Here is a 17,790-nt window from a genome sequence, read left to right on the forward strand (position 1 = left end):
GCACTTTTTCTCCACCAATTCACTCCGTAGAACCAAGGAGCGCGCACGATGAAGTTCAACCTCGCCGATGTCTTCGAGACCGTCGCCGACTCGGTGCCCGAGCGGATCGCGCTCAGCTACCAGGGCCGCCAGATCAGCTACGCCGAACTCGACACCCTCTCCAACCAGGTGGCACATCTGTTCGCCGGCGCGGGGATCGGTGCGTTCGACAACGTCGCGCTGTTCCTGAAGAACAGCATCGGCCACGTGACGAGTCTGCTGGGGCTGCTGAAGGTGCGCGCGGTCCCGGTCAACGTGAACTACCGCTACACCAACGCCGAACTGCAGTACATCTTCGACAACTCCGACTCCCGCGCGATCATCGTCGAACTGCCGGAGCACCAGCGCAGCGTCGCCGCGCTGCTCGCCGAGACCCCCACCGTGCGAACGGTGTTCGTCCTCGGGGACATCGTCGAGGAACTCCGTGCGGCGGTCGCCGACCTGCCCGACGGGCGCGTCGTGGAGATCGTGTCGTTCGCCGACGCGGAGTCCAAGCCCGACGGCCGGGACTTCGAGCCGCGCAACGGCGAAGAGCTCTACCTGCTCTACACCGGCGGCACCACCGGGTACCCGAAGGGCGTCATGTGGCAGCACGACGACTTCTTCCGCAAGCCGCTGTCGGGGGGCAACCCGTACGGCGAGGCCCGCAAGGATCTCGCGGAGATCGGCACGGCGGTCAAGGATTTTCCGCCCATCGCGTTCCTGCTCGCGGCGCCGCTCATGCACGGCGCGGCGTCGTACTCGTTGTTCACGTTCTTCACCCTCGGTGGCCGGCTGGTCATCCAGCGCGACTTCGACCCCGAGGCGATCGTGACCGAGATCGAGAAGGAGAAGGTCAACATCGTCCTCATCGTCGGCGACGCCATGGGCATGCCGCTCGTCGAGGAGCTCGAGAAGCGGAAGGACTCCGTCGATCTGTCGTCGATGTTCTCGATCACCTCCGGCGGCGCGATCTGGTCTCAGCACGTGCGGGACCGGATGCTCGCGGTGAAACCGGATCTGGTGCTGCGCGACAACTTCGGCGCCTCGGAGTCGGGTAACGACGGCGAGATCATGATGGACGAGAACGGGAATCTGAAGGTCCCGCCGACGGACCGGATGATGGTCGTCGACGAACGGCACAACAAGATCGAGCCCGGCTCGGGCGAGGTCGGTTACATCGCGCGCATCGGCAACGTCCCGCTCGGCTACTACAAGGACGAGGAGAAGACGGCGAAGACCTTTCCGACGCTGGCCGACGGCACCCGGATCTCGATCCTGGGCGACATGGGCACCGTGGAGGCCGACGGTTCGATCGTGTTCCTCGGACGTGGTTCGCAGTGCATCAACACCGGCGGCGAGAAGGTCTACGCCGAGGAGGTCGAGGCGGTGCTGCACGCGCATCCGGCGATCGCCGACGCACTCGTCGTCCCGGTTCCCGACGAGAAGTACGGCCAGCGGGTCGCGGCGGTGGTCAACGTCGCCGACGGGGTCGACGAGCCCTCGTTGGAGGAGATCCAGGACCACTGCCGGGAGACCCTCGCCCGCTACAAGGTGCCCCGCACGGTCGTCTTCGTCGACGAGGTCAAGCGGACCCCGGCCGGCAAGGCCGACTACCGCTGGGCCAAGGCCGCGGCCGCAGCGAACGAGGCCGCCCCGGTCTGATCAGCCCTCGAGTGCCAGGCGCACTCCGAGCCCGATCAACGCGACTCCGCCGATCGCTTCGACGCGACGGCGGATTCGTGCGCTCTGCAGCCATCCGGCGATACGGCCCGCGGCGCCCACCAGCACGGTGAAGTACGCGGCGGTCAGCGCGATGTAGATGGCCCCCAACCCTAGGGTCGTCCATCCCGTCGAGTAGCCGTCCGGCACGAAGCCTGGCAAGAGACTGATGAACAGGATGCCGATCTTCGGGTTGAGGATGTTGGTGAGCAGGCCGGCGGTGAAACCGGAGAACAGCACTCCCGCCCTCTGGCCCGCGGGCGGCTCGACCGCGTCCTGCGATGCCGCGAGATCAGGTGCGGCGCGCAGCAGCGCGCGGACCGAGCTGATACCCATCCACACGAGGTAGCCGGCCCCGACGATCTTGAGGATCTCGTAACCGGTCTCGCTGGCCTGCAGCAATGCCGACAGGCCCAGGACCGCGGCGGTGACCCAGACCATCAGTCCGCACACGATGCCGGCGGCGGTCCGGAAGGCTTCGCCGCGTCCACCGCGGACCACTCCGCGCAGGACCACCAGGGTGTCCGGACCCGGCAGCAGCACGATCAGCGTCGCGGTGACGATGAAGGACAAGAGCGCGGCGAGCATGAAGGTCATGGTAGGAACCGGGGCGCGGGCGAGCGCGCCGGGGGCGGTGGCCCGCGGACTGTCGAGGGCCCGCGGGGCGCCCGGATGACTACGCCTGGAACGGGGAATTCGTTTCTGGACGCCGCCGCGGCGAATGCCACCCCGAAGCCGCCCGGTGTCCCCCCGGTGATGAACCATCGTCGGGTCACGGCTCGATCACCAGCCGGCTGATCAGGGCGCCGTCGAGAACGAATCGGTAGTGCAGATCGGCAACGCCTCCGGGGAAGTCGCCCTGCAGATGTTGTCCGACGTCGACGGTGTCGCCGGTCGCGGTCGCGCCGGTGAACTCGGACGTGTAGGTGTACTCACTGCCGCTGACCGAGGCGGCCAGCCAGGCGCTGATCTCGTCGCGTCCCGCGTGGTCGTGGCCCTCGTCGGTCACCACCGCATCGGCGGTGAACATGGCGAGCGCCTGGTCGTCGTCCCGCGCGTCGAGCGCGGTCATGAAAGTCCTGATCGTGTCGGGGAGTGCATCCCATTCTGTGTTCATGACCCCACCGTGGGGCTTCCCCCAAGGGGAGGGTCAACCCAGCATGCTGCAGTGTTGACCTTGCCCCGGGGGAAGGTTGCACGATGTTCTCACCTGGCACACCGGATCACCGAAGAGCACGCACATGGGGGCACGGGTCTCGATCGGTGACTTCGCGGTGATGACCGGCCTGAGCCGGAAGGCGTTACGGCACTACCACGACATCGGCATTCTCGAACCGGTCCAGGTTGACTCCGACACGGGCTATCGCTTCTACGACACCGGCCAGGTCGACCACGCGCACATCATCCGCCGGTTCCGCTCTCTGGGCATGTCCATTCCCGACATCAAGGCGCTGCTGAGTGCCGTCGACGCCGCGACTCGCACCGAGATCATCACGACTCATCTCGAGCAGATGGAGGCGCAGCTCCAGCAGACTCGGGACAGCGTCGGCGCCCTGCGCGAATTACTCTCGCCGGTACGCACCCCCGCGTCGATCGCGGTGCGTCACGAACCCGCGCTTGCCGTGTGGTCCGTCGGCGGCACCATCGACACCGCGGAGATCGACGACTGGTTCGCGGTGACGCTGAGCACGCTGCGGGACGCGGTCGCCACGGCGGCCGGCGCGCCGGTGTCGGTCGTGCCCGGGGGTCTCTACGACCGCGCCCTGTTTCTCGAAACACGCGGCGAGGCAACCATGTTCGTCCCCGCACCGCCATCCGCCACCCCTCCGGAAGGTGTCCGTGCCGAGGTTCTGCCGGCGGCCGAGTACGCGGTGCTCGCCCACTCCGGCGGTCACGACGGCATCGACCGCAGCTACGGGGCCCTGGGCACATTCGCGAACGAGCACCTGATCAGCCGTCAGGGCCCGATCCGCGAGCACTACCTCGGCGGCACGATCGCCGATCCGACCGCGTTCACCACCACCGAGATCTGCTGGCCGATCCTCGGCACGAGCACACCGTCGGAATGACATCAGCCCGACACCGGGGGCCGCAGGCGGCGCGTCAGGTCAGCCGCAGCACGCCCCACAGTGCGAACACCGCGACGACGAGCGTGGCAGGAACGGTGAGTGCGCCGAGGCGTAGGTACTCGCGCGAGGTCGGGGCGCCCGTGCCCCCGCCGGAGCCGTCGCGGTGCATGATGTCGCGCCACAGCAGGTTGGCCAGCGACCCGAAGTAGGCGAGGTTGGGTCCGAGGTTGACGCCGAGGAGCATCGCCAGGACCAGGCCGGGTTCGTGGGCGACGAGCGGGATGAGCAGCAGGGTGGCGGGCAGGTTGTTCACCAGGTTGGCGAGGACCGCGGCCAGCGCGGCGACCGCGAACAGCGCGAGGAGTGATGAGTCATCCGGGATGAGGTTGCCGATCCAGTCGCCGATCGGGCCGGTTCGCACCGGGAGGATGACGACACCGAGCACGGCGACGAATCCGAGGAACGGGATGTTCAGGGCCTGCAGCGTCTCCTGCACAGTGGGCAGCGGTGCGTCGAGCAACCGCGGCACCGTGAAGGCGACCGCGCCCACGCCGGCCACCGCGGCCAACGGGACGCCCAGCGGTTCGGTCACGACGAAGGAGAGCAGCAGCAAGCCGAGCATCACCAGCATGAGGGTGGGGCGGGGCGGAGCATCCACCGGAGCCGGATCGCCGGCGATCGAATCGGCTGCCGGGGCAGCGCGCGCGAGCGAGTCGGCGAAGTACATCCGGAAGATGAGGTATTCGACGACGATCGCGGCGATCCAGGGTGCCAGCATGACGCCGGTGAAGCCGAGGAAGGTCAGCCCGGTCGCGGTGAACGCCAGGAGGTTGGTCAGGTTCGACACCGGCATGAGGGTCGACGCGGTGTTGGCCAGGTGTGCGTTCGCGAACGCGACCGGGGTCACCGGCGCGCCGATCCGCCGTGCGGTGGCGACGGCGACAGGCGTCAGCAGGACGATCGTAGTGTCGATACTGAGGACCGCGGTCGTCGTCGCCGCGGCCAGGAAGACGATGCGCAACAACCGATGTGGCGAGGCCCGACTCCACCGGGCCAGGAGGGCGCCGATCCAGGTGAAGACCCCGGCGCGGGCACAGGCGTCGGCGATCACCAGCATCGCGGCCAGGAAGCCGATGGTCGGCGCCATCGTGGCGATATCGTCGGCGGCCTGCTCGACGTCGGCCAGGCCGAGCGCGAGGAGCAGCGCGGCGACCGGTGCGGCCACCACAACGGCCGGAACACGCTGGGCGACAACGGTCGCGACGATCACCACGAGCAGGGCGGCGACTCCGACCAGGGTGCCGGCGATGCTGTCCGCGGTGAGTACCACCGGGACAGGCTACTCAGTCGCGGGCGTAGGTGTCGTCGCGGTCCTGGTCGGGGTCGGACTCGATGGTCGGCGGCACCTCGACGATGCGTCGCGGCGTGAGCCACAGCAGCGCGACCGAACTGACGAGCATGATCCCGCCCAGGACGAGGCAGGCGTACTCGAACGGCACGTAGAACGCCTCTTGACTGCCGTCGGCGATCTTCTCCGCGAGCGATGCGGCCTGACCGGACAACCGGTCCACGACGACCGTCGCCTCGGCGAGGGATCGCTCGATCAGCGTCCCGGCCTGGTCGGCCTGGGCGACCATGGCCTGGCCGCCGGCGGTGTCGCCGGCGGCGATGCGCTGCTCACCGGCGGCGGTCAGTTGATCGCGGGCCAGTTGTGCGGTCTCGCCGATGCGCGACTGGTATCCCGCGGCGACGATGCTGCCCGCGATCGCGATACCGATCGCCGCGCCGATCTCCCGGGCGGTGTCGTTCACGGCCGAGCCGACGCCCTGGTTGTCGAGCGGGGTGTTGGACATGATGGCCGTCGTGGCGGGCGCCGACGCCAGACCGATCCCGACCGCTATCAATGCGACCACGCCGGCGAGCGTCCAATACGTCTCGTACCGGAACGATCCGAGGAGGATCAGCCCGACGCCGGACAGCAGGGCGCCGGCGGCGATGACGAACTTGAGCGAATCCAGTCGTACGGCAAGCCAGTTCGCGATGAGCGTGGTGAGGCCGACGCCGGCCACGAACGGCATCAGCGCGACCGCCGACTGCAGCGGGGTGTAATCGAAGACCAGCTGCAGCAACTGCAGCAGCAGGTAGAACATGCCGAACGAGGCGAGGAACTGGACCGCGACCGACAGCGCCCCGGACCCGAAGGCGCGGTTGCCGAGCAACCGGACGTCGAACAGCGGCGACGTCGAACGCAGTTCCACGGCGACGAACCCGCCCGCGAGCAGGACGCCGCCCACGATGCAGATCAGGACAACGGGATCCGCCCAGCCCCGATGAGGTGCCTCGAGCAGACCGAGGACGACGCCGGTGATGGCCAGGACCGAACAGACGGTCCCCGGGATGTCGAAGCGACCGGGGTCGCTGTCCTTGGAGGTGCCGATCGTCAGGCACAGCGCGGCCGCGACGGCTGACGCCGCGGCGAAGGTGATGAAGATCGAGTGCCAGGAGAAGAACTCCAGGAGAAGCCCGGTGACCAGGAAGCCGGCGATGGCGCCGCCGCCGGCGATCGCCGACCAGATGCTGATCCCGACCGCGCGTTGACCTTCCGGCATCCCGGACGTGATGAGGGACAACGTGGTGGGCATGATCAGCGCCGCAGCGGCGCCGGCGAAGCACCGGGCCAGGATCAGCTGGGTCGGGCCGTCCACCCAGATCGCCACCAGCGAGGCGATGCCGAAGAGGAGAAGGCCGGCGATCAGTACCTCACGGCGCCCCAGCCGATCGCCGATCGCGCCCGCCGGGAGCAGGAGCGCCGCGAGCGCCAGGGTGTAACCGTCGACGATCCAGGTCATCTGACCGGCGTCGGCGCCGGTGTCGATCGCGATGTCGGGCAGGGCCGTGTTGAGGGCGGCCATGGCGGCCACGACCATGCTGACCGACAGGCAGGCGACGAGGACAAGCCAGGCGGACCGGGCGTCGAGGCGGATGGCGGACGGTAATCTCATTCGGCGTCCTGCGCTTTCGGGGTCGGCATGCGGAACCGGTTCGGTCGGCACGTTCGCCGCCACCGCGGTGTTGCGGTTTCGTTATCGCGACACGCTATGTGGGCGCCGACGCTACTCGAGTAACTTGTGACACATTTATCACTGCAGTATCGATACCGGGCGAACGCGAGACCGCGCCGGTCCCCGTTGGCCCCGGACAACCGAAAGTGGTGACAGGTCATGGCCTCACCCCGAATCGCACGAACCCCCGCCGCTGCTACTCCCGCTGCCGCGACCGCGGCCGCATCGCCCGACGTCGCCCCGAACGGGACCGAGATCTCGCCCGCCCGCGTCCATGTGTGGCGTGTGCTGTCGATGCTCGCCGCACTCATCGGCGTCGTCGTGGCACTCGTGGCCATCGCGTCGTCAGCGGTCTGACCCGACCCTCTGGGGAGGTCGGTGCGACCGCCGACGACGCGCGCGCCGACTGCTAGGCGGCGTGCCGCTCGATGGCGGCACCCAGACGCGGCAGTGCCGCGATCACGTACTTCTTCCCCTTGCCGCGCAGCGAGTTGTACGCCTTCGCGAGTGCGGGCTTGGCGGTCTCGGCCTGCTGGTCGGTCACCGACAGCAGGGCCTCGGCCGCGGCATCTCCGTTGGCCGAGAGGTGATCGCCGAAGGCGACACCGGCAGGCTTGGAGTCCCAGAACGGCGCCAGCGCCTTCAGGAAGTCCTCGGCCATCTGATCGGTGGCGCTGCGCACAACACCGGGCTTCACCTTCTGCACCGCGGAGTAGGCGGTCTTCACAGCGGCGCCGCTCAGACCCGACTGGTCGGCCACCTCGGCGTCGATGACACCGACGAGGTCGGTCACCAGTGCACTGCGGTTGTCGGCGAGTAGGGGCGTCAGCGAATCGCTCATGGGCGTCTCCTCGGGGATATGCGACGTGGAACCTGCGGGCCGCCTCGCGGTCCGCGTGTGTAGCGTACTGGCCCCACCAGACAGCGGCTCGGGGCTGCTGCGCCCGAGCCGCCGCGGCGTCGGTACTACTGGCGACGTTCGCAGACCACATTGCCGAGGGCCTTCGCGCCGTCGCGTTCGACGACGGTCGCGGTGGCCAGCAACCGGGAGCCGTCCTCCCAGACCTCGACCGCGAGGGTCTCGCCCGGGAACACCACGCCCGCGAACGACGCCGAGTAGTCGGCGACCGCGGTCACGTCGCCGTCGAGGACCGCGTCGACGATCACGCGGCAGACCGTGCCGTACGTGCACAGGCCGTGCAGGATGGGCCGGGGAAAGCCCGCGCGGGAGGCGAATTCGGGGTCGGAGTGCAGCGGGTTGCGGTCTCCGCACAAGCGGTAGAGCAATGCCTGCTGGGGGAGCGTCGCAACGGTGAGGCGATGATCCGGCGCACGGTCGGGATAGTCGACCTTGGCCGACGAACCGCGTTCGCCGCCGAAGCCGCCCTCGCCCTTCGCGAAGATCGACGAGCGGGACGTCCAGAGGGTCTGCCCGCCGTCGTCGGTGGTCACCGACTCCTGCACGATCACTGCGGCCGACCCCTTGTCCTGGATCTCGGCGATCCGGGTGCGGGTGGTCGCCTTGCCGGCGGCCGGCAGCGGCCGGTAGGCGGTCACCTGCTGGCTGCCGTGGACGACCTTGGCGAGGTCGATGTCGATGCCGGGGAACGAGACCTTCGGGGGTTCGGTGGTGTGGAACCCGGCGGCCACGGTGGCGAAGGTGGGCAGCACCTTCGGCGTCGCGTCGTGGATGTACTCGAGCCCGGTGGTGTCCATCGGGTCCGCTGCGGCACCCACCGCAAGGTTGTAGAGGGCGGCGTCGGACGCCGACCATTCGAAGCTCACCTCGGGCAGTTCGGTACCGAGGGCGACGGAGAGGTCGATGGGCATCGGGTCAGGCTCCTGTCGATGTCGGGGTGGCGGCCTTGGCGGCGATGTCGGTGGCGGCCAGGTATCCGAAGACCATGGCCGGACCGATCGTCGCGCCCGGGCCGGCGTACGTGTGCCCCATGACCGGCGCGCTGGTGTTGCCCGCCGCGTAGAGACCCTCGATGACGGAGCCGTCGGCCCGCAGTGCCCGACCCGAGGCGTCGGCGTTGATCCCGCCCTTGGTGCCGAGATCGCCCGGGACCATCTTGACCGCGTAGAACGGACCCTTGCTGACCTCGCCGAGGCTCGGGTTGGGCTTGTTGGTGATGTCGCCGTAGTAGTGGTCGTAACCGCTTGTGCCACGGCCGAAGTCTTCGTCGACACCCTTGCGGGCAAAGCCGTTGAACCGCTCGGTGGTCGCGGTGAGCGCGTCGGCCGGGACGCCGATCTTGTCGGCGAGTTCGCTGATGCTGTCGGCCTTCACGACGACGCCCGACTCGAACCACTTCTTGGGCAACGGCTGTCGCGCGTTGATCCCGGCGAAGAGGTAGCGGTTTCGGCACCGCTGGTCGAAGATGAGCCACGACGGCACGTTCTCGCCGGGGCCCTCGCCCTGGCCGAACTCGCCGCCGTACATCTGGTGTACCGCTTCGACATACGGCAGCGACTCGTTCATGTAGCGCTGCCCGCGCGTGTTCACCATGAAGGTGCCCGGTACCGCCCGCTCCGACAGCGCGAACCACGGACCGCGCGGCAGCGGGATCGTCGGACCCCACCAGGCGTCGTCCATGAGCGACACCGCGGCGCCGATCTTGAGGCCGGCGTTGATGCCGTCGCCGGTGTTGCTGGGGGCGCCGGTGGTCCACTCGGAGCCGATCGGGTCGCGCTGATACTTCTTGCGCATCTCGTCGTTGTGTTCGAATCCGCCGCAGGCGAGGATCACGCCGTGGCGGGCCCGGATCTCGACGCGCTTGCCGTCGGATTCGGCGATCACGCCGACGACGCGACCGTCTTCGGTGATGAGGTCGGCCAGGCCGGTGTTCAACCGGATCGGGACGCCTGCCTCGCGGACACCGAGGAGGAGCTCGGCCGCGAGGGCGGCACCCATGGCGATCAGCTTCTTGCCGCGGCTGCGTGCCCAGAAGAACCGGCTGCCGACCTTCGCCATTCGCAGCGGGCCGCGCCAGTGCCGCAGGCCGGTGTTGAGCCAGCGGTAGTCCGACTGCAGCACGACCATGTTCAGCGGCGCCTTGGTGTACTGCGGGTGCAGCGTCTTCAGGTCGTCACCGAGGCGGCGCGCGTCGAACGGGCGCGGCTCGATCGACCGTCCGGCGAGCCGGCCGCCGGGCGCCTCCGGGTAGTAGTCGGAGTAGTTCTTGACCCACTCGAGGTCGAGGGGGGCGTGCGCCATCAGGAAGTCCAGCGCCTCGGGTCCGCGGTCGATGTAGGCGTCGATGCGGTCGGCGGGCGCGTGTTCGCCGATGATCGCGTGGACGTACTCGCGGGCCTTGTCCGGGGTGTCGGTCACGCCGTCGCGGCGGAGGACCGAGTTGTTCGGGATCCAGACCCCGCCCCCCGAGCGCGACGTCGAGCCGCCCCAGTACGGCGATTTCTCGATCAGGACCGTCGACAAGCCCTTCTGAGCTGCGGTGATCGCCGCGCTCAGGCCCGCAGCTCCGGCCCCGACGACGACGACGTCGAAGGTCTCGGGTCCAGGGGTCTCGGGTTGGGTACTGGTCTGTTCTGGTTCGGTCGAGCCGGCCATGGGGTCCCCTTCGTGCGCGCAGCTGGAACGTGTTCTACCTGAATTAGAACACGTTTCAGAAATGGGGCGCCAGGGGTAGGGGCCGCAGGTGCAGATCTGTCCATGTGGCGCAGGGACGAGTTGCTGGTCGGGGCGGCGCGGATCCCACTGCTTGTAGGTTTCCCTCTTGCGAGAGAGGTCGATTGAACACACCTCAAAGTGGCCCGGGGCGTGGTCTCGCCTACGTACGACCACACAATTGGCGGAGGAGAAGAAGTCGTGTTTACGCCAGCGTGACTCGTCTGCGGTTCCGGGCACCACCACGAGGAAGTTCAACGAGACCAGCACCTCGGATCTGATTCAGAACCTCTTTGGTCGACTCAGTAACCGGCACGTCAAACTGGTGTCCAGGCGGACCGCCGAAGCCAGAGTAGTCGCCTCCCATCACTCGGAGGAGGCCAACAATGGCCGTCCCATCGAGACCATCGGCCGTGGTCGCTATCTGCCACATCAAGTGTTCTGGGTCGGTTACGTGAGGAGCGATCAACTCGAGCTGCGAGAGCGGTAACGGCACCTTGTTGGTATATGCGAAGGACGCGGCCTCGCGGAGCGTCTGCACATCGCTTGAGTCTGGGTATGCTGACAGCTCTCCTACTACTTGAGCCTTGATCTTCCTGGGGACGTGCGGGTCCCTCAGCAGGGTTGCTACGTGGCCGCCAACAAGCTCAGGTGAGATGAAATCTGGCGCCGCTGCAGAGGTCGCGAACGCCCTAGATACTGCGTTCCATCCTGCAGATACGAAGTGCTTGAAGCTCTCCGCCGTGTCGGGTACGAGCTCGGATTCAAGTAAGTCAGCCAGCAGGTCATCGCCGGATGGTTCGAGTTCGCTGACCTCAACGGCCCCAGTGGAGAGCTGGAGCGCGAGATTGACGCGGTCACGCGACCCAAGAACGGAGGACGCGTTGAGAATGCTCACCATCAATTCTCTGACGGTAGTCGGTTCCGCGTCTTCCACTGCAGCTATCTCAACTTGGACCCCAGACTCAACCATGAGCAGGTTGGATAAACTCTCGTCCACACCGTGGACAGTTGCATAGGCATGAAGATTGACTGCACTGGGTACTACGCGGCGTGTCGTAACGAATACTGGCCACACCTCCTGCGGAACTTGAGTGATGTCGCTCAAACTTGCTGCGGGAGCACTCCGCTCGAGCAACCCCTTGATTTGATCGCTGGACCAGGACTCGCACTCTTCGGAGACGACTTCAATCAGTACAGACGGTGTCTGTACTGCGTAGATAGTTGAGCTGTCTTGACCAACAGTGTCCAAGTATGCGCCGAAGTCGTTCTTGCACCGTTCCCAAGTGGGCGCATGATTGCGAACTTGTTCCAAGGCGATTGGCTCCTCGTCAGGGAGACCAATGGCTATACGTAGGTTGTCTGCTGTGAGTTCGTACGCACCGCGCTCAGCAAATAGTGGGCGCATTGAAGCGGACAATGGGCGCAGCGAAGGGGCGAGAAGTCCCGCTCTACTAACAAGTTCGAAAATAGTCCGAGCCGTGTCCGCTTTCTGCTCTATGGTCAGCGCCTCAAACTTCGTGTGTCGTTCGACTATTAGCGCGCGAGTCTGTTCGCTGAGGTCGTAGGAATGGTCAGCCCTTGCGCTTAACAGAGCCGCATCTAGCAAAGAAGTCCTGGTTCCCTCATCGAGGACATATTCATCTAAAGCCAGGCGATCGAACAACTCCCGCCAGGGTAGGTCAGATAAAAGTTTGACCAGCTCTGACTTACAGGTCGCTTCTTCTCGTAGAAAAGCTTTCAAGAAATCTTGCGCATCCGGGCCAAAATCGGAAACTAGAAAGCGCACCACTTCCTGCGCCTTGCTGGTCGATTCCCGTAGCATGTAGTCCACGATTTGAATGTTAAGACAGCTGCGGGAGCGGGTAAAATCCGCGGGCGCTTGCTCAATTACGTTTTCAATTGCGCTACGCGCTGAAAATTGAAAATCCGGTTTCATTTTGTTTGGCCATACACTGTTGCGGAAAAAGTTCGCGACGTCAACACCAATAAACGCACCATAAAAAGCAGCCGAGTATTCCGCGTAGTATCGATTAACAAAACCGCCACGCACCAGGTCACGGGCAAGCTCCGACTCAAGAACTTCGTTGACAGCCGCATTGAAGGTTCTCCCGCCCAGAGTGAAACGGTTCTCTGTCGCGAGGGATGCGTAGTCTGCACCACGAATCGCAGCAATTTCACTATTGAGTTCAGCCACCTTAGCCGACGTCTCCTCGCTATCGGGACCTTGCCAGAGGCGGACGTCCAGTGCCTCTGAAAATAGCTGGTTCAGATCTTCCTGTCCAAATGTTGGATTGTCCGCATGGCCAGACTTGTGACGTAACGTGACGCTGAGTTGGCGGTTCTTGGCCACTTTGGACCAGAATGATGCTTGATGGATTACGTCTGCGTTTAGGGTTTCATTGCCGACTGCCAAGGAAGCGATTGAACTACCTGTATCTTGGTATAGCAGGAGGAGTCGTTTACCGAGTAGCGCAGCTATCTGCGCTTGATCTCGACGGAGGCGTTCACCGCTCAGTAGTTCCTGCTTTTCTTCTTGAAGTTGCTTAACGGCATGTGCAACCAGTAAATCTCGCTCGTTATCAAGCGAGTCCAAAGCACTCTCGCGATGTGCTAATCGCTCAAAATCCGCCAAGTGAAAGTTCTTGTACACCACAAGGCTAAACAGAGTGTCTTGGGTCAAACCTGGAGCTGGCGAGTCAATCCACAGAAGACGCTGGGCGAACACCACGAATTCGTTACAAATGTTTTTCATTAGGCGCATGTCGGTGGTATGCCGCGCGACGAGGTCAAGCAATCCACGAGAAATCTGCGAATCTCTAGGGAGTTGTCTGGCATCGATTTCTATCTGCAACAGATCTCGCGCGTTATTGTGCGATAGGAATGGAACTACTGGGACTACCACTTCGAAAAATTTGGTTCTATTGGCGCGCTCTACTGCTTCTTTTGCTGTATCGACTTTAGTCGCGACGGGTGAGTCTGCGAGCGAGTTTTGTCCATTCGTTGATGGGTTCTCGGCTACAGGCGGTTTGGCGTCGCCTAGATCTTCACCGAGCTTCTCGAAAAGGCTATCTTTTATTGCATAGATAAACTGGAGTGGGTGCATACGGTCTGCCCAGTGGGCGGACGCATTGATCAGGGTATTAAGTTCACGCAACGAGTCAAATATACGAGGATCATCAAAACGATCCAAGTCCTCAAACAGCACAAGGTCCGGCCTGGTAGCCTCGAAGAATGCCATGATTTCATCTAGATATTCATCGAAGAAAGAGTCTGTGCGCTCTTCGAACGAGATCGAGGTACCGCCCGTCGAGAACTGGGAGACTAGACGGTTACCGACAATCCAGCGGCCCGCCCACGCGGTAAGAGTAACCAAGATGAAAAAGGCGAGAAATGACAGAACAGAGCTATCGGGACCCAGTGCATTTTGAACTGGTCGAACTCCAAACAGCCAAAGCAGGCCAACGAGTACAGCACTAGCGCAAACAGCTTCTGCGAGAGTGTTCTTCCAAGTCAGAGTCCGCCGGCGTGCGAAACGAGACCGACGAATCTGACCGGGCTGTGCGCGGTAAACTAGTTGTTTTACTAGTTCCTTCTGAATCCGGTTCGTGAGGTCGTCGTCGTCATCTGGGCCGAGGGTGTTGATGCTCACGCGCAACGTCTTCTTGTTCGCCTTATGCTGCTGCTCGACGAAGCGATCGAGGATACTTGACTTCCCGGAACCGTACCGGCCCGTCAGTGCGATGTTTCTATTTCTCGGATCTACAATCGCGGACTCGAGATGGCGCACGTAGGTCGCGTGCTGTGTTTCGAGATACTCAGGGGCTAGCGATCTCAACTCGATCGAGGAGCCAGGCGGTGAATCCGCGGAGACTCCTGCTTCTTCCGCGGAATGTTGCGTGCGGTGTCGGTTCAACATCGTCTAAGTATGGACGGAGCGACTGACAACCGGAGTCATTGGGAATTTGCTCAGCGGGTGTGCTCTGGTGGGCGCACGTCGCTGGCTGTCACGAGGCCAGAAACCAGTCGATCCGTGCAACTCGTGGAATGCCCGTTTGACTACCCCATAACAGTCCCGACAGGGTTCTTAACTGACAGGTGAAGGGCTCGGCCGGCTCGGCGCCCGAAAGGAAGTTGGGGCTCAGCTGCCGGCGGGTCCTGCAGAAGGGGCGACGTCATCAGTCGACGCGCCGGTGATGATGTGCCAGGGGTCGAGGCCGTCGTCGAGGATGCGCGCCGCCAACTCCTCCGACCATTCGTGCTCGGTCCCGTACCGGTCGCGCCACGTCCACAACGCGGTGGTGAAGCGCCCCAGCGCGTGCTCGGCGGTGAACCCGATGGCGCCGTGGATCTGATGGGCGGCGGCCGCGACCTCGTGCGCGGACCGCGACGTGACGATCTTCGCGGCGGCGATCGCGTCGCGGGCCGTAACGATGTCTTCCGACGCCGCGTCGGTCGCCGCTCGGGCGGCGGTCTCCATCATCGTGCTCTGCGCGGCCATGTGCGCGAGCCTCTGTTGGATGGCCTGGAACTTCGTCAACGGCCGGCCGAACTGGACCCGCTCGGCGGCATACCGGACCGTGCGTTCGCGGACTGCCCGCGCTGCGGCTGCCAAGGCGACCGCGTAGACGAGCGCCCCACGCGTGCGGAGATCGTCGACCGTGACCGGCGACGGGGCGGAGAACGTGACCTCGGCGTCGTCGAAGACGATGTCGCTGCAGTCCGACCCCATCAGGTCAGTGCCGGGCTCGATGCGTGCCCCCGGTCCGCGGCCGTCGACCACCGCGATCACCGCATCGTCGGTGGTCGAGGCCAGGATCACGATGACGTCGGCCGAAGCGGCGTACGGGACTCCGATCGCGATGCCGCTGAGTCGAATTCGCTCTCCGTCACCTCGGACGGCCGCCTCGTCGACGACCGCGACGGTCGCACTCAGCCCGTCGAGCGAGTGATCGACGCGTCCCGCGACCCACGCCGCCAGCAATGCGTGTTCGACATACGGGGTGACCGCGCCGGCCTCGGTGAGCGTGTCGAGGACGGCGAGAGCGTCGGCGAGGTCGGCGCCCTGACCGCCGGCCGCCTCCGGGACGTCGAGAGCGGTGAACCCGGCGTCGACGAGTGCCTTCCACAATGTGGGGTCGGGTTCGGTGGCCGGGGTCCGCAGGTCGACGGGAAACCGTGCGACCATGGCGGCCGTCGCGGCGGCGAGTTCTGCTGCCAGATCGGTCATCGCATCCCCAGTCCGCGCGCGACGATGCCGCGCAAGATCTCATTGGTACCCCCACGCAGAGTGAAAGCCGGTGTTTGCAGGACGGATTGAGTCAGCACGCGCTCGAAGGCGGTGCCGCCGGTCCGACGTGGCCTCATGCCCGAGACATCTCGGATCGCGGACACCAGATCGCCTTCGAAGGTCGAACCCAGGTCCTTGACCATCGCCGCGAGCACGTCGGGTTTGCCGCCGGCCGCCAGGTCACGCGCCACCTGCAACGACATCTGACGCAATCCCCAGGCCTGTGCAGTCAGTTCGCCCAGGATTTTTCGCTGGTGCGGCGTCGCACCGTGCTGGCGGAGCACGTCGGTCCAGGCACGCAGCAGCGGCAGTGTACTGAGATAGCGTTCGGGTCCCGAACGCTCGAAGGCCAACTCGCTCATCACCTGTCGCCAACCTTCGCCGCGCACACCGAGCAGGGCCGAGGAGTCGACGACGGCATCGTGGAAGATCACCTCGTTGAAGTGCGCCTCGCCGTCGATGCTCGCGAGTGGACGGATCTCGATGTCCGGGTGGGGGAGGTCGACGACCAACTGCGAGAGTCCCTGCTGTCGGTCGTCGGGTGTGCCATCGGTGCGGGCGAGCAGCACCATTGCGTGCGCTATGTGCGCGCCGGTCGTCCAGACCTTGGTGCCGCTGATCGTCCACGAGTCCCCGTTGTCGGTGGCTCGGGTGCGGACCGCCGCCAGGTCGGAGCCGGCATCGGGCTCACTCATCCCGATCGCGAAGAACATCGTGCCCGCTGAGATCTGCGGAATGTAGCGCTGCTTCTGTACCTGCGTCCCGTTGGCGAGGACGCCGGGGGCCATCTGGCGGTCGGCGATCCAGTGTGCGGCGACCGGTGCACCGTGCGCCAGGAGTTCTTCGGTGACCACGAAACGCTCGACGGCCGTGCGCCCCTGGCCGCCGTATTCGACGGGCATGGTCATCCCCAGCCAGCCATGCTCGCCGAGGCGTCGGCTGAAGGCGGGGTCGAAACCCGTCATCCAGCTGTCGACGTCGGGACGGAAAGCACCCTCGTCGAGTTCGGTCCGAAGGAACTCACGCACCTCGGACCGCAGGGCGCGCAGGACGTCGTCGGAAACGTCCACGGCTTCCTGGCTCATGACCGGCCGGGACCGCGGGACGACCAGTTCTGCCCCTTGCGTGCCATCGACCACATCTGGGTTCCGCGTTCGATCTCGATCGCCGAGTCCCACGTCACCGCGGGCGGTCCGAGCTCGAGTCGGACGCTCGCCATCACGCGGCGTGTCAGCTCGGGGTCGCGTGCGGCGGGCCCGGTGAGGCCGTCGACCATCGGGGGGATCTCCGACACCGGCGCCGCTGCGTATGCCAGGCCGCGCTCGACGGCCTCCGCGCCGGACAGCGACTGTCCGCATACCGCGAGGGCGATGGTGTTCGCCCGGCCCACAGCGCGGTTCAGCAGGGTGAGGTGCCCACCCCCGGGGTGGATGCCGCGAGCGAGGAATCCGCTGTCGAGAACGGAGTCTGGTGTGGTGATGAGCAGATCGACGGCGAGTGCGAGGTTGAGGCCCGCCCCGACGGCCCCGCCGATGACCACTCCCACCGTCGGCACCGGCAGCGAGCCGACCCGCACGAACGCGCGGTACACCGCGGACAGCTGTGCCACCGACTCGGGCGCCGCGGGGTCGGCCGAGGCGCCGGCGAGGATCCGCGTGTCCGCTCCGCTGCAGAAGTACGAACCGGCCGCATCGACGACGACCGCGCCGATGTTGCCGTCCGCAGTGACCCGGTCGCAGAACTCCTCGATCGCCGCGGCCATCTCGAGGGTGATGGCGTTCTTGCGTCGTGGGTTGTTGAGCGTCAGCCTTCCCACGCCGTCGTCGAAGGAGGTCAGGACGGCCTCGCCGGTGTCGTCGGTGTCCGGCGAGACGGGATTCGGGGACTCGGAACTCATGACGAGAACCGTAGTCGCCCGGTGCTCACGTCATCACCGATCTCGGCCACGCCTCCAAATGCACGACGATCGGACCGAGGACTGCCCGGAGACTGCAACGT

Annotated in this window: 14 protein-coding genes; 3 read left to right on the plus strand and 11 right to left on the minus strand. The window is 65.5% G+C overall.

Features of this window, described 5'->3' with window-relative positions:
* Positions 1–48 precede the first annotated feature (48 nt).
* A complete protein-coding gene (locus tag JW364_RS07990) occupies positions 49–1,683 on the plus strand; it encodes an AMP-binding protein (protein WP_205333418.1) in 1,635 nt (544 codons plus the stop codon).
* Here JW364_RS07990 and JW364_RS07995 read toward each other — a convergent pair whose 3' ends face one another.
* Positions 1,684–2,328, minus strand: a complete 645-nt coding sequence (locus JW364_RS07995) for a LysE family translocator (RefSeq protein ID WP_205333419.1) — start codon at positions 2,326–2,328, stop codon at positions 1,684–1,686.
* Between the two features lie 184 nt (positions 2,329–2,512).
* Positions 2,513–2,857 carry a nuclear transport factor 2 family protein gene (locus JW364_RS08000; RefSeq protein WP_065629130.1) on the minus strand — a complete coding sequence of 115 codons (345 nt, stop codon included), beginning with the start codon at positions 2,855–2,857 and terminating at the stop codon, positions 2,513–2,515.
* Positions 2,858–2,981: 124 nt separating this feature from the next.
* Between JW364_RS08000 and JW364_RS08005 the strand changes: the two genes are divergently transcribed.
* Entirely contained in the window at positions 2,982–3,809 is an 828-nt protein-coding gene (locus tag JW364_RS08005) for a MerR family transcriptional regulator (RefSeq protein ID WP_205333420.1), read from the plus strand.
* A gap of 34 nt (positions 3,810–3,843) precedes the next feature.
* Here the strand turns inward: JW364_RS08005 and JW364_RS08010 are convergent, their stop codons facing one another.
* Both JW364_RS08010 and JW364_RS08015 read right to left on the minus strand, forming a co-directional pair.
* Positions 3,844–5,139: an SLC13 family permease gene (locus JW364_RS08010; RefSeq protein WP_205333421.1), complete on the minus strand. Its 1,296-nt coding sequence runs from the start codon at positions 5,137–5,139 to the stop codon at positions 3,844–3,846.
* A 13-nt stretch (positions 5,140–5,152) separates the two neighbouring features.
* The gene (locus tag JW364_RS08015; RefSeq protein ID WP_205333422.1) at positions 5,153–6,811 is read right to left on the minus strand and encodes an MFS transporter; all 1,659 of its coding nucleotides are present in this window, start codon (positions 6,809–6,811) and stop codon (positions 5,153–5,155) included.
* Between the two features lie 219 nt (positions 6,812–7,030).
* Here JW364_RS08015 and JW364_RS08020 point away from each other — a divergent pair, with 219 nt between their 5' ends.
* Positions 7,031–7,228 carry a hypothetical protein gene (locus tag JW364_RS08020; protein WP_065629132.1) on the plus strand — a complete coding sequence of 66 codons (198 nt, stop codon included), beginning with the start codon at positions 7,031–7,033 and terminating at the stop codon, positions 7,226–7,228.
* Positions 7,229–7,280: 52 nt separating this feature from the next.
* Here JW364_RS08020 and JW364_RS08025 read toward each other — a convergent pair whose 3' ends face one another.
* The 7 genes from JW364_RS08025 to JW364_RS08055 all read right to left on the minus strand — a co-directional run bounded on the left by JW364_RS08025 (position 7,281) and on the right by JW364_RS08055 (position 17,689).
* Positions 7,281–7,712 carry a hypothetical protein gene (locus tag JW364_RS08025; protein ID WP_058251180.1) on the minus strand — a complete coding sequence of 144 codons (432 nt, stop codon included), beginning with the start codon at positions 7,710–7,712 and terminating at the stop codon, positions 7,281–7,283.
* Between the two features lie 125 nt (positions 7,713–7,837).
* Entirely contained in the window at positions 7,838–8,701 is an 864-nt protein-coding gene (locus JW364_RS08030) for a MaoC/PaaZ C-terminal domain-containing protein (RefSeq protein WP_068970491.1), read from the minus strand.
* A gap of 4 nt (positions 8,702–8,705) precedes the next feature.
* Entirely contained in the window at positions 8,706–10,445 is a 1,740-nt protein-coding gene (gene kstD / locus JW364_RS08035; RefSeq protein ID WP_068970492.1) for a 3-oxosteroid 1-dehydrogenase, read from the minus strand.
* A gap of 262 nt (positions 10,446–10,707) precedes the next feature.
* Entirely contained in the window at positions 10,708–14,421 is a 3,714-nt protein-coding gene (locus tag JW364_RS08040) for a P-loop NTPase fold protein (RefSeq protein WP_139115458.1), read from the minus strand.
* 222 nt (positions 14,422–14,643) lie between these two features.
* Positions 14,644–15,732, minus strand: a complete 1,089-nt coding sequence (locus JW364_RS08045; RefSeq protein WP_068970494.1) for an acyl-CoA dehydrogenase family protein — start codon at positions 15,730–15,732, stop codon at positions 14,644–14,646.
* Entirely contained in the window at positions 15,729–16,877 is a 1,149-nt protein-coding gene (locus JW364_RS08050) for an acyl-CoA dehydrogenase family protein (protein WP_068970504.1), read from the minus strand. Before JW364_RS08050 ends, JW364_RS08045 begins: the two co-directional genes overlap by 4 nt.
* Positions 16,874–17,689, minus strand: a complete 816-nt coding sequence (locus JW364_RS08055) for an enoyl-CoA hydratase-related protein (protein WP_068970495.1) — start codon at positions 17,687–17,689, stop codon at positions 16,874–16,876. Before JW364_RS08055 ends, JW364_RS08050 begins: the two co-directional genes overlap by 4 nt.
* Between the last annotated feature and the right edge of the window lie 101 nt (positions 17,690–17,790).

The sequence above is a fragment of the Gordonia sp. BP-119 genome (genome assembly GCF_016924115.1).
Lineage (GTDB): Bacteria > Actinomycetota > Actinomycetes > Mycobacteriales > Mycobacteriaceae > Gordonia > Gordonia hongkongensis.

Excerpts from the sequence above, each read along its gene's own strand:
- JW364_RS08020 (WP_065629132.1), top strand. The coding sequence starts at position 7,031 with ATGGCCTCACCCCGAATCGCACGAACCCCCGCCGCTGCTACTCCCGCT.
- JW364_RS08000 (WP_065629130.1), bottom strand. The coding sequence starts at position 2,857 with ATGAACACAGAATGGGATGCACTCCCCGACACGATCAGGACTTTCATG.
- JW364_RS08015 (WP_205333422.1), bottom strand. The coding sequence starts at position 6,811 with ATGAGATTACCGTCCGCCATCCGCCTCGACGCCCGGTCCGCCTGGCTT.
- JW364_RS08045 (WP_068970494.1), bottom strand. The coding sequence starts at position 15,732 with ATGACCGATCTGGCAGCAGAACTCGCCGCCGCGACGGCCGCCATGGTC.
- JW364_RS07990 (WP_205333418.1), top strand. The coding sequence starts at position 49 with ATGAAGTTCAACCTCGCCGATGTCTTCGAGACCGTCGCCGACTCGGTG.
- JW364_RS08050 (WP_068970504.1), bottom strand. The coding sequence starts at position 16,877 with ATGAGCCAGGAAGCCGTGGACGTTTCCGACGACGTCCTGCGCGCCCTG.
- kstD (WP_068970492.1), bottom strand. The coding sequence starts at position 10,445 with ATGGCCGGCTCGACCGAACCAGAACAGACCAGTACCCAACCCGAGACC.
- JW364_RS07995 (WP_205333419.1), bottom strand. The coding sequence starts at position 2,328 with ATGCTCGCCGCGCTCTTGTCCTTCATCGTCACCGCGACGCTGATCGTG.
- JW364_RS08005 (WP_205333420.1), top strand. The coding sequence starts at position 2,982 with ATGGGGGCACGGGTCTCGATCGGTGACTTCGCGGTGATGACCGGCCTG.
- JW364_RS08040 (WP_139115458.1), bottom strand. The coding sequence starts at position 14,421 with ATGTTGAACCGACACCGCACGCAACATTCCGCGGAAGAAGCAGGAGTC.
- JW364_RS08025 (WP_058251180.1), bottom strand. The coding sequence starts at position 7,712 with ATGAGCGATTCGCTGACGCCCCTACTCGCCGACAACCGCAGTGCACTG.
- JW364_RS08055 (WP_068970495.1), bottom strand. The coding sequence starts at position 17,689 with ATGAGTTCCGAGTCCCCGAATCCCGTCTCGCCGGACACCGACGACACC.
- JW364_RS08030 (WP_068970491.1), bottom strand. The coding sequence starts at position 8,701 with ATGCCCATCGACCTCTCCGTCGCCCTCGGTACCGAACTGCCCGAGGTG.